Source organism: Janthinobacterium sp. SUN120 (assembly GCF_030397735.1).
In the GTDB taxonomy this organism is placed as follows: domain Bacteria; phylum Pseudomonadota; class Gammaproteobacteria; order Burkholderiales; family Burkholderiaceae_D; genus Janthinobacterium; species Janthinobacterium kumbetense.
Window position 1 is genome coordinate 258,434 of the sequence record NZ_JAPUBW010000001.1, and the last position, 13,105, is coordinate 271,538.

Genomic DNA, 13,105 nt, shown 5'->3' on the forward strand with positions numbered 1-13,105 from the left:
GGGCTAGTCCTTACAGCTTGAACACGCCCACCACCTGGTTCAGTTCCTGCGCCTGCTCCTGCAAGGCGTCGGCCGCCGCGGCCGCTTCTTCCACCAGGGCCGCGTTCTGCTGGGTCACCTGGTCCATCTGGGCGATGGCCTGGTTGACTTGCTCGATGCCGCTGCGCTGCTCTTCGCTCGCCTGGGCGATTTCGGCCATGATGGTGCTCACTTGCTGCACGCTGGCCACCACCGTGTCCATGGTGGCGCTGGCCTGGCTCACTTGCGCATGGCCCAGGTCCACCGTGCTGGCGGACGCCTGGATCAAATCCTTGATGTCTTTCGCCGCTGCCGTCGAGCGCTGCGCCAGGGTGCGCACTTCCGTGGCGACGACGGCAAAGCCCCGTCCCTGTTCACCGGCGCGCGCCGCTTCCACGGCCGCGTTCAAGGCCAGGATATTCGTCTGGAAGGCGATGCCGTCGATGACGCCGATGATGTCGGCGATCTTGCCCGACGAGCTGCGGATGGCGTCCATGGTGCTGGCCACCTGCGCCACGGCCGCGCCGCCTTCCGCTGCCAGGCTGGACGAGTCATGCGCCAGTCGGCTTGCCTGTTGTGCGTGATCAACGTTCTGGCGCACGGTGGAGCTCAGTTCTTCCATCGAGGCGGCCGTTTCTTCCAGCGAGCTGGCTTGCTGTTCCGTGCGGCTCGACAAATCCAGGTTGCCGCTGGCGATTTCACCGGACGCCGTGGCGATTTGCCCGGCGCTGCCGCGTACATTGCTGACCACTTGCGACAGGTTGTCGCTGATGCGGTTCATGGCGAGCAGCAGGCGGCCGATTTCGTCCAGGCTGCTGGTATCGAGGTGCACCGTCAGGTCGCCGGCGGCGATTTGCGCGGCGGCCGTTTCGGCGGCGGCCAGCGGGCGCGACACGAGGGTGCGCACCAGCCAGTACAGCAGCAGGGCGAAGACGAGCAGGGCGACGAAGCCGGAAATGGCCAGCTGGTTGCGCATCTGGCGTGCTTCCAGGGTGATTTCGTCCGTGAACGTGCCGCCCGCGATGATCCATTGCCAATCCTTGAATTGACGGTAAAACAGCTGCTTTTCGCGCGCGCTGGCACTCGTTTCGCCCGGCGCCGTCCACGTGTAGCGCATGGCGCCATCCTTTTGCGCCAGCATTTCCTGGATGAACAATCGGCCGTCGCTGGCCTTGAACTCGAGCGCGCTCTTGCCTTCACTGTTCGGGTGCAGCACCAGGTGGCCGTAATTGGCGCCTGGCGCCGTGTCGACGATATAGATATAGCCCGTCTGGCCGATCTTGACCTGGCGAATCTTTTCTTTCAGCATGGCCAGATTCTTGCTGATATCGAGGCCGATGAACAGCACGCCCACCACCTTGCCGCCCGCATCGCGCACGGGGTCATATTGGGTGATGTATTGCTTGCCAAACAGGGTTGCCATGCCAACGAAGCGCTGGCCGGCGCGCAGCGGCGCATAGCTGGGATGGTTGTGGTCGAGCTGGGTGCCGACGGCCCGTTCGCCATCCTGTTTTTTCAGCGAAGTGCTGATGCGCACGAATTCATCGCCGTTGGCGGCGAAGATGGTGGCGATCACGCCCGTCTGGGCCGTGTAGCGGTCGACCAGGGACGTGTCGAGGTTGAGCACCCTGTTGCCGTTGGCCAGGGCCGGCGTGGCCTTGCCGGCCACGGCCACCATGGCGCCCGTATCGACCGAGAACGGGCCGGGAAATTCGGCCGCGAACAGGCGGGCAAAGCTGGCCGCCTCGTTGACCATGGCGGTATGAAATACTTCCGTGGTCGTCATGACGCTATTGAGTTCGCTGGTGACGGCCGCTTCGGCGCGCTGTTCCAGGGCATTGGAGGTGCGGATGCTGATCAGGGTCGTCAGGCTGGCGAGGATCAGGCTGACCAGCGCAAACGTGAAGACGGTAATCTTGCCGCCGACACTCCAGTGGCGGGGGGAGAAGGAAATTGTAGGCATAGTGTGAGTCTGGCAAAGGGTAATCAGCTCGGCCATTCCTGGTCATGACATGACACGCGGGGAGGGGATCTGGTGGGGAATGCGCTTGAAACGGAGGCGCGCCGGCTGTCGGGCCGCGCACAGGCAAGCTGAATTTCAGGGCGCGATGATAGCATGTTGCTTGTGTTTTGTTACTAAGTGTTTCCCGCAGGAATCATTCCTTTTGCGTAAAAACATCATCTGCATCAAGGATTGCAAAGACTGGCTATTGACTTTTTTGGTTTCAGTAATGAATGTTTCTGTTAGTCACTGGCGGATGATGCGATTTTTGTCACGAATGTTTCACTTTGTAATGAATGACACGCTGCCTTTAATCCGCGTTTAAGCTTCCAGGAAGAAACTGATATTCCATGGGAGACTGCCAGGCCGTATCCTGTAGAATAATATGCAGACCAGTCGTGTATTCCCCTTACTGTCTTGCTGGCTGGCGCATGCCTATCTGCGCCGCCTGGAATTGATTCAACTAATTTTCGGAGAAGCCGATGAAGAAGCAAATGATGCTGGTCACCCTGGTGCTTGCCCTGTCAGCCCACGCTGGCGCAGCCCAGACGGACAAGAGCGCCGCTCCTCCGCCACCCATGAAGCCGCTGGCCCAGCAAACGCAGGCCGCCTTGTGGGCATCGCGCGTATTGACACGCGTCCATTACAAGGCCATGCCGCTCGACGACGCCATGTCGGAGAAAATCTTCGATCGCTACTTCAAGTCCCTGGACGCGGAAAAACTGTTTTTCGTGCAAGCCGACGTCGACCGTTTCGCACCGCTACGCACCAAGCTCGATGACGCCATCATCAATGAAGACTTGACGGCGCCGTTTGCCATCTACAACCTGTACCAGCAGCGTTTCGACGAGCGCATGGCGTATGCGCGTGAATTGCTGAAAACCAAGTTCGACTTCACGGCCGACGAGAGCTACCAGCTCGATCGCGAAAAGGCTGCCTGGCCGAAGAATGACGAGGAAGTGCGCGACCTGTGGCGCAAGCGCGTCAAGAACGACTGGCTGCGCCTGAAACTGGCGGGCAAGGAAGACAAGGCCATCCGCGAGACCCTGGACAAGCGCTATGAAAGCTACACGACCCGTTCGCGCAAGCTCAACAGCGAAGACGTGTTCCAGATTTTCATGAATTCGTACGCCATGTCGATCGAGCCGCATACCAATTACCTGGGCCCGCGCGCGTCGGACAACTTCGACATCGCCATGCGGCTGTCGCTCGAAGGCATCGGCGCCGTGCTGCAGACGCGCGACGAATACACGGTGGTGCGCGAAGTCGTGCCGGGCAGCCCGGCCGGCCTATCGGGCAAGCTGAAAGTGGGCGACCGCATCGTCGGCGTGGGGCAGGGCGAAAGCGGCCCCATCACCGAAGTGCTGGGCATGCGCATCGACGACGTGGTGCAGCTGATCCGCGGCGCCAAGGATTCCGTGGTGCGCCTCGACATCCTGCCGGCCGACGCCGGCCCGGACGCCAAGCACGTGGTCTTGCCGCTGGTGCGCAAGAAAATCAGCATGGAAGAGCAGGCGGCGAAGAAATCGATCATCGAAGTGCGCGACAACGGCGTCAAGCGCCGCATCGGCGTCATTTCCCTGCCGACGTTCTACCAGGACTTCGAAGCGCGCCGCCGCGGCGACAAGGACTTCAAAAGCGCCACACGCGACGTCAGCCGCTTGCTGGCCGAGTTGAAGAAAGACAAGGTCGACAACGTCCTGATCGACTTGCGCAACAACGGCGGCGGTTCGCTGAACGAAGCCGTCGAACTGACGGGCCTGTTCATCGACAAGGGCCCTGTCGTGATGCAGCGCAATGCCGAAGGCAAGGTCGAAGTGGAAAGCGATACGAATGCGGGCCTGGCCTGGGACGGCCCGATGGGCGTGCTCATCAACCGCGGCTCGGCTTCCGCTTCCGAGATTTTCGCCGCCGCCGTGCAGGACTATGGCCGTGGCGTCATCATCGGCGAAGGCAGCTTCGGCAAGGGCACGGTGCAGACCTTGTTCAACCTCGACCGTTTCGGCGGCAGCGAGAAAGCCCGTTTCGGCGAACTGAAAATGACCATCGCCCAGTTCTTCCGCATCAATGGCGGCACCACGCAGTTGCGCGGCGTCACGCCAGACATCAAGCTGCCAGCCATGTCGGACGCGGAAAACTTTGGCGAGTCGAGCTATGACAATGCCCTGCCATGGGTCGCGATCAAGCCGGCGCCCTACATACCGACGGGCGACCTGAAGGAGATCGTGCCGCTGCTGGACAAGAAGCATGATGCGCGCGTGGCCAAGGACAAGGATTTCCAGTACTTGCTCGATGACATAGCTCTCGTCGTCAAGCAGCGCAAGGAAAATCAGATTTCGCTCAATGAAACCGTGCGCCGCAAGGAGCGCGATGCCCAGGAAGCGCGCGCCAAGGCCCGTGAAAAACGCCTGATCGCGCAGATTTCGAACCCTGCCGACGACCTGGTGGTGATTCCGGATCCGAAAGACGTGCTGAAGGGCGCGAAAGCGGCCAACAAGACGGCCAAGCAGATCGCCGCCGTGAAGGGCGCCTTGCGCACGGACGACGGCTTGCAGGGTGACGAACGGGCGCTGAGTGCCGAACTGGACGCTGAAACGGCCGCGAAGAGCGCCAAGGACGTGCTGCTGAACGAAGCAGCGCGCATCCTGGCCGACGAAGTGGCGCTGATCAAGGCCGATAGCCGCATGGCGTCGAAGGTCTTGCCATATGGCGCGGACGGCAAGGCGACGCCGGTGACGGCAGCGAAATAAGGCTTGTGGTCGCGGAAGAGGCCGGTTCCTTGCGGAGCCGGCTTTTTTTGTGCCATCAGTTATCTGTCTGGCGTATTTCTATCATTCCAACAATCAATTGGATTGATATGCCGCGACGCAGCATAATGCACTCGTCTCCTCTATTCTCCTCCAAGAAAATAGATTCAGCCCGCTCCCGCAGCGGGCTTTTTTTTGCCTTGCTTTTTGCGTGGCGCCCGCCGCGTTCCCTCAAGTCCGCCCTTCGCATGCCGCTGCAAGCGTTTAATCCCGACTGAATTTGTCGGGAATCGCTCAGATTTGCTCCGTTATACATTTTCCATTCTTGTTATATTCCCACAAAGAAATTTTCTTTGGCTTTCTGTAATGGCAGCGCGGTCTAGCGCGGCAGCAAAGCGCGTTATCCGCCACGCAGTGCGCCGTCCCATGGCTGCCTGCGCCTGATGCATAGCGCCCGATGCCGGCACCGCATGCTTTTTCCTTCTTTATTCATTCCGTCATGCCGCCAGCGGCGACCGAGAGGCTTATCTTGCGTTGTAAACTTCTTCCCCTGACCCTGCTGCCCTTGCTGGCGCTGATACAGACCGCCTGGGCCGTTGATCCCCCCGGTGCGGGCAGCCAGCTGCAGCAGATTCCCGTGGCGCCCTCGCTGCCGAAAGCGCCGCCCGCCATCCGCGTGCAGCAGGGCAATGTACCCGCCACTACGGTGGGCGACACGACGCGCATCGCCGTGCAGCGCCTGCAGATCGCGGCGCCGCCAGTCTTCACCGAGAGCGAACTGGTGGCCGCCTCGGGATTTACTCCGGGCAGCGAGCTGACCCTGGGCGAGCTGCGCGCCATGGCGTCCAACATTGCCAGCTATTACCAGAACCGCGGCTATTTCCTCGCGCAAGCCTATCTGCCCGCGCAAGATATCAAGGATGGCGTCGTCACGATCAGCGTGTTGCCAGGCCAGTATGGCCAGGTGCAACTGCGCAACCAGAGCAATCTGTCCGACGGCCTGGCCGGCACCGTGCTGGCGGGCCTGGACGGGCAGGCGATCGCCACGGCGCCGCTGGAGCGCCGCTTGCTGTTGCTGTCGGATTTGCCGGGCGTGCAGGTCAGCTCGACGCTGGCGCCGGGCGCCTCGCTGGGGGCGTCCGACCTGATCGTCGACGTGCAGCCGGGCTCGCGCTTCAACGGCAGCATCGACCTGGACAACCAGGGCAACCGCTACACGGGCCGCAACCGCATCGGCGCCACCCTGAACATCAATGAACTGGCCGGCATCGGCGACGTGGCCACCGTGCGCGCGTTCACCTCGGCCGACGGCCTGAACTATGGCCGCCTGGCCTACCAGGGGCAGGCGGGCTTGCTGCGCCTGGGCGGCGCCTACACCTATATGGACTACAAGCTGGGCAAGGAATTTGCCGTGCTCGACGCCAAGGGCACGGCGAAGATCGCCAGCGCCTACGGCAGTTATCCGTTGATCCGTTCGCGCAGCAACAACCTGTATGCACAGGTCAGCTATGACGACAAGACCTTCCAGGACCGCACGGAGTCGACGGGCAGCGTCAACGACAAGAAGGCCAAGGTGTGGATGCTGAATCTGAATGGCGACAGCAAGGATGGCTGGGGCGGTGGCGGCGCCAGTACGTATTCGCTGACCTTTACCACGGGCAAGATCGATATCGGGACGCCGGCAACCTTGGCGCTCGACCGCGCGACGGTGAACAGCAACGGCCACTTCAACAAGCTGGCCTTTAATGGCGCGCGCGTGCAAAGCCTGGGCGGCGAGACGAGCCTGTTCGGCACCGTCAGCGGCCAGGCGGCGTCGAAAAACCTCGATGTGTCGGAAAAGATGGGCATCGGCGGCGTGGGCGGCGTGCGCGCCTATCCGGGCGGCGAGGCGTATGGCGACCAGGGCTATGTGCTGAATGTGGAACTGCGTCAGAACGTGACGGCGTTCACGGCCTTTCCCGGCCAGCTGCAAGTGCTGGCGTTTGCCGACACGGGTACCGTCAAGCTGAACCGCGATGCCTGGAGCGCCGGCGAGAACCGCCGCACCCTGAGCGGCGCGGGCGTGGGCGTGACGTGGACGGGCGCCAACGCGCTCGTGCTGAAGGCGTATTACGCGCACAAGCTGGGCAATGCCAAGGCGACCTCGGCACCGGATGCGGCAGGCCGCTTCTGGTTGCAAGCCGTCAAGTACTTTTAAATATTAATACAAGCTAAAACATCAGGACACTGCCATGAACCGCATCTACCGCTCCATCTGGAACCAGGCCACCGGCGCCTACGCCGCCGTTTCCGAAAACGTCAAATCCGCCGGCAAGCGCTCGATGCCGGGCAGCAGCGGGGGCGGCGCGCATTTCGCCCTGACCGGCATGGCGGCGGCGCTGATGCTCGGTTATGGCTCCCTGGCCCTGGCGGGGCCGGCGGGCGGCACGGTGGCGGCGGGCCAGGCGACGATCAACGGCGCGCCGGGCAATACCGTGATCCAACAGGGCAGCCAGAACGCCGTCATCAACTGGGCCAGTTTCAATATCGGCAAGGGCGAATCGGTGCAGTTCCAGCAGCCCAACAGCAATGCGGTGGCCCTGAACCGCGTGCTGGGCAGCGACGGCACGACCATCCTGGGCAAGCTGTCGGCCAACGGCAAGGTGTTTATCGTCAATCCGAACGGCGTGCTGTTCGGCCACGGCGCGTCCGTGAACACGGCCGGCCTGGTGGCTTCCACGCTGGATATCAGCAATGCCGACTTCATGGCGGGCAAGTACCAGTTTTCCGGCAATGGCAGCGGTAAAGTCTTAAACCAGGGCAACATCAGCGCGCCGGGCGGCTATGTGGCCTTGCTGGGCGCGAACGTATCGAACGAAGGCACGATCCAGGCGCGCCTGGGCTCGGTGGCCCTGGCGGCGGGCCGCGCCATCACGCTGGACGTGGCGGGCGACGGCTTGCTGAACGTGGCGGTGGACCGGGGCGCCGTGGGCGCTCTCGTGAATAACGGCGGCTTGATCCAGGCCGATGGCGGCAGCGTCATCCTGACGGCGCAAGCGGCGGGCGACTTGCTGAAAACCGTCGTCAACAACACGGGCGTGATCGAGGCGCACAGCATCGACACGCGCGGCGGCACGATCAAATTGCTGGGCGACATGCAAAGCGGCACGGTGAACGCGGCCGGCACGCTGGACGCCAGCGCGCCTGCGGGCGGCAATGGCGGCTTCATCGACACCTCGGCCGCGCACGTGAAGATCGACGATGCGCTGAAGGTGAACACGGCCGCGACGAAGGGCGCGACGGGCATGTGGCTGATCGATCCGACCGATTTCACGATCGCGGCATCGGGCGGCAACCAGACCGGCGCGTTTTACAGCAATGCGCTCAAGTCCAGTAATGTCACCATTGCAACGGTCGCCAGCGGCGGAGCCGCAGGCGATATCCATGTCAACGACACGATCAGCTGGTCGGCCAACAAGCTGACTTTGACGGCGCACAATAATATCAATATCAATGCGCCGCTGCGCGGTGCCGGCACGGCCAGCCTGGCGCTCGAGTATGGCCAGCGCGGCGTCGCCGCCGGCAACCTGTCCACCTACAACGTGAAGGCGGAAGTGGACTTGCCATCGGGTAATAACTTCAGCACCAGGCAGGGCACGGATGGCGCAGTGATCAGCTATACGGTGATCAACAGCGCAGGTGCGGCTGGCAGCCTGAGCGCAGCCGATTTGCAGGGCATGAATGCCAACCTGGGAGGCAACTATGCGCTGGGCCGCCATATCGACGCCAGTGCCACGCTCGACTGGGACGGCGGCAAGGGCTTCGTGCCCATCGGCAACACAGGGACGCCATTCCTGGGCAGGGTTGACGGCCTGGGCCATGACGTCACGGGATTGTCCCTCACCCGGCTGACGGACTATGCCGATGTCGGCATGTTTGGCGCCATCGGCGCGTCGGGCGTGGTGCGCAACCTCAATCTGGTCAACACCCGGATACAGGCGCCGGAAGGCAAGTACGGGCAGATCCGGATGGGTATGCTGGCGGCAAGAAACGCGGGCTTGATCGATAACGTCAGTGCGTACGGCGAACTGAAGCTGACGGGGTATATTTACGCGGGCGGCCTGGTGGGCGTGAATGGCGGCGTGATCAACAACAGCCGCAGCAGCGGCAGTATCGAACACACTCCCAATTACGGTGGCGGAGCTGCCGGGCTGGTTGCTGAAAATGAACGTGGCGGCAGCGTCAGCAACAGTAGCAGCAGCATGAAGGTGACCGTAGTCAAGGGCACGGCCGGGGGTCTGGTGCTTGAAAACGCTGGCGCCATCGCGAAGAGCTTTGCCACGGGCGACGTCGCGGGCGATATCTTTGCGGGCGGCCTGGCAGCATTCACGTCAGGCAATATCAGCGACAGCCATGCGACGGGCAGCGTGACGGGCAGTTCCATCGCCGGCGGATTGGCTGGCCGGCTGGGCGGGACGATCAGCAACAGCTATGCGACCGGCAATGTCTACTCTTCCGGCGATGTGCAGTCCGAGCAGGGTTTTGGCGGCCTCGTCGGTGATGTTTATGCGGGCAGGATCAGCAACAGCTATGCCACTGGCAGCGTCAATGCGGGCAACTATGCGGGCGGCATCGTCGGCCGGAACCGGGGGACTGTGGACAATGTCTATTCCTTCGGCGCGGTCAATGCGCAGCACGATAACCGGGGCGGCATCGTTGGCTACAATGATTTCGGTGGCAACGTGAGCAATGCATATTACAACAGCAGCGCCAACCACGGCCTGACGGGCCTGGGCCAAGGCAATGGCAGAACGAACAATATCGTCGGCTTGACGGACCTTGCAATGGGTGATCCTGCAAGTTATCCAACATTCAATTTCACGACGGCGGCTGGCGCCACGGGCAACAATTGGGTGACGGTGGGATCGAACGGCGGCATGAACGGCAAGGGCGGCACCTTGCCGATGTTCAGCGGCGAGTACTCGACCACCATCAATTCCGCGCACCAGCTGCAACTGATGGCGATGGACAAGACGGCAGCCTATACCCTGGGCAGCAGCTTCAGCGCGGGGGCGACGGCCGGCGGCGATATCTGGCTCGGCAAAGGCTTCGTGCCTGTCGGTGACGCCGCGTCGCCGTTCACGGGCAGCCTCAATGGCGCCGGCCACATCATTTCCGACTTGCGCATTTTCCGGCAGGGGAGCGCTGCAATCGGCCTGATCGGCAGTCTCGGCAAAAATGGCAGTATCTCGGACCTGGGCTTGAGCGACGCCCGGATCACCGGCGGCAGCGATGTGGGCGCGCTCGCCGGCGCGAACGCGGGCAAAATCAGCGGCAGTTTCGTTACCGGCAATGTCACGGGCGATGCGCAGGTCGGCGCCCTCGTGGGCAGCAATACGGGTGAAATTGTCGACAGTTACGCGCTGGGCAGCGCGACGGGCGGCGTGAATGTGGGCGGCCTGGCTGGCGACAGCCGCGGCGGCAGCATCCGTAACAGCTATGCGGCCGTTGCCGTCAGCGGCGCAGCGGGGCTGGGCGGGCTGGCAGGCGGCGCCTCCGCCGCCGATGCCACGGGCAGTTACTGGGATACGCAGATCAGCGGGCAGGCGGGCAGCCAGGGCGGCACGGGCTTGAGTTCGGCCGATTTGAAAAAACTGGCCAACTACAACGGCAGCAACGGCGCGGGCAGCCCGGCGTGGGACTTGAGCAATACCTGGGTGATTTACGAAGGACAGAGCACGCCATTGCTGCGTTCCTTCCTGACGCCCCTGGTGGTGACGGTGTCACATAGCAGCAAGGTCTATGATGGCCTCGCCAGCGATCCGGTCACCGTAAGCTATTCCAGGGTGGTCGATCCTTCCCTGCTGCAAGGCTCGTTGACATATGACAATGCGTCCGGCAGCCCGGTCAATGCCGGCAACTATGTGGTGCGGGCCAGCGGCGTGTATTCCACGGCCCAGAATGGCTACCTGATTAGCTATGTCGATGGCGGCGTGACCATTACGCCGCGCCAGATCAGTCTGAATGGCGTTTCGGCGGGCAACAAGGTGTATGACGGCAACACCTCTGCCGTGCTGGCTGGCGGCAGCCTCAGTGGCGTGCTGGGCGATGACGTGGCCAAGCTGAGCTTTTTGCTGTCCGGCGCTTATGCCAGCAAGAATGTCGGCAACAATCTCGCCATTACGGCCAGCGCCACGCTGGGCGGCAGTGCGGCCGGCAACTACACGCTGGCGCCAATCGGCAACTTCAGCGGCGCGATCACCAAGGCCACCATCAGCAGCGTGACGGGCATCAAGGCCGATGACAAGGTGTATGACGGCGGCATGCATGCCAGCCTGAGCGGCGCTTCGGCGGTCTTGCACGGCATGGTGAGCGGCGACAGTCTTGCCGTGGTCACTGCCAGAGGCAATTTCGCGGACAAGAATGCGGGCAGCGGCAAAACGGTCTATGTCAGCGATATCATGCTGGCCGGCGCCGACAGCGGCAACTATATCCTGGCCGCCACGGACGCCGTCATCACGGGCACCATCCGGCCCAAGGCGCTGACGCTCGGCGGCGTCGCGGCGCAAGATAAAGTCTACGATGGCAATGCCGACGCGCGCGTGACGGGCGGCACATTGAGCGGTTTCGTCGGCTCGGAAAACGTGATCTTGTCTGGCCTGAGCGGCTATTTTTCGGACAAGAACGCCGGCAACGGCAAGGCCGTGACGGTGGGCGCCGTGCTGGCCAGCGATACGGGGCTGGCCAGCAACTACACGGTGGCCAACCCGGACGGCTTGACGGCCAGCATCACGCCCAAGGCCCTGACGGTGACGGGCGCGGTGGCGCTCGACAAGGTGTATGACGGCACGCGCCAGGCCAGCGTCAGCGGCGGCGTGCTGTCCGGCCTGGTCGAAGGCGAACGCCTGGATATCGCCGGCATGGCGGCCAGCTTCGGCGACAAGAACGCGGGCAAGGCCAAGGCGGTGACGGTGACGGGCACGACCCTGGCCGACACGGCCAGCGGCTTGGCCAGCAACTACACGGTGGCCAACCCGGACGGCTTGACGGCCAGCATCACGCCGAAGGCCCTGACGGTGACGGGCGCGGTGGCGCTCGACAAGGTCTACGATGGCACGCGCCTGGCCAGCGTCAGCGGCGGCGTGCTGTCCGGCCTGGTGGACGGCGAACGCCTGGATATCGCCGGCATGACGGCCAGTTTCGGCGACCAGAACGCGGGCAAGGCCAAGGCGGTGACGGTGACGGGCACGGCCCTGGCTGACACGGCCAGCGGTTTGGCCGGCAATTACACGGTGGCCGACCCGAATGGCTTGACGGCCAGCATCACGCCCAAGGCCTTGACGGTGACGGGGGTGGTGGCGGGCGACAAGGTCTACGACGGCACGCGCCAAGCCAGCGTCAGCGGCGGTGTGCTGTCGGGCCTGATCGAAGGCGAACGCCTGGACATCGCCGGGATGATGGCCAGCTTCGGCGACAAGAACGCGGGCAAGGGCAAGGTAGTGACGGTGACGGGCACGACCCTGGCCGACACGGCCAGCGGCTTGGCCAGCAATTATACGGTGGCCGACCCGAACGGCTTGACGGCCAGCATCACGCCGGCGGCGCTGACGGTGGGTATCACGGGTGTCAACAAGGTCTACGATGCGAGCGTCGCTGCCAGCGTGAACTGGCGCGACGACCGTCTTGCCGGCGACCAGCTGAGCATCAGCAGCAATGCTGCCCAGTTTGCCGACAAGAATGCGGGACAGGGCAAGACGGTGCGCGTGGATGGCATACGCTTGAGCGGGCTGGACGCCGGCAATTATGTGGTCAACACGGCGGCGTCGGCGCGGGCCGATATTACGCAGGCGAAATTGACCGTGACGGTGAACAATGCCGAGAAGGACCAGGGGCGCCCTAATCCCGTCTTTGACGTCGGCTATGCGGGCTTGCTGGGGGGCGACAGCGTGGCATCGGAACTGCGCGGCGAATTGCTGTTCAGTACGGAGGCTGGCGCGGGTTCGCCGGCCGGCAACTACAAGGTTGCCGCCGCAGGGCAGACGTCGAACAACTATGCGATCGGCTATGTGGCCGGCAGCTTGAAGGTGAAGCCGGCCGAAGCCTTGCGCAATGCGCTGACGGCAGCGGCCGCTTCCGTCGCCGCCGTGCCGTTGGCGGGCAATATGGTGGTTGCTGAACATGCCCATGGTGGCAAAGCGGCGGCCGCGCCAGCCGCGCCTGTCGTGGCCGGCGTGGCCGGCCCGGCATCCCGCCAGGTGCTGCCGGGCTTGCAATTGAGCGTGCTCGACGGCGGCATCCTGTTGCCGGCCGGCATGACCAGCGGCCCGGCCATGCCGTAACAGTCAGGGTCGTGCTTGCC

4 protein-coding genes are annotated in these 13,105 nt (G+C 63.3%); 3 read left to right on the forward strand and 1 reads right to left on the reverse strand.

Annotated elements, in window-relative coordinates:
• Positions 1-10 precede the first annotated feature (10 nt).
• A complete protein-coding gene (locus O0879_RS01155) occupies positions 11-1,981 on the reverse strand; it encodes a methyl-accepting chemotaxis protein (protein ID WP_289914280.1) in 1,971 nt (656 codons plus the stop codon).
• Positions 1,982-2,502: 521 nt separating this feature from the next.
• Here O0879_RS01155 and O0879_RS01160 point away from each other — a divergent pair.
• The 3 genes from O0879_RS01160 to O0879_RS01170 all read left to right on the forward strand — a co-directional run bounded on the left by O0879_RS01160 (position 2,503) and on the right by O0879_RS01170 (position 13,085).
• Positions 2,503-4,770 carry a carboxy terminal-processing peptidase gene (locus O0879_RS01160; protein ID WP_289914281.1) on the forward strand — a complete coding sequence of 756 codons (2,268 nt, stop codon included), beginning with the start codon at positions 2,503-2,505 and terminating at the stop codon, positions 4,768-4,770.
• Between the two features lie 526 nt (positions 4,771-5,296).
• Positions 5,297-6,964 (forward strand): ShlB/FhaC/HecB family hemolysin secretion/activation protein, encoded by a 1,668-nt coding sequence (locus O0879_RS01165; RefSeq protein WP_289914282.1) that lies wholly within the window; start codon positions 5,297-5,299, stop codon positions 6,962-6,964.
• A gap of 34 nt (positions 6,965-6,998) precedes the next feature.
• Positions 6,999-13,085, forward strand: a complete 6,087-nt coding sequence (locus tag O0879_RS01170; RefSeq protein WP_289914283.1) for a YDG domain-containing protein — start codon at positions 6,999-7,001, stop codon at positions 13,083-13,085.
• Positions 13,086-13,105: the final 20 nt, after the last annotated feature.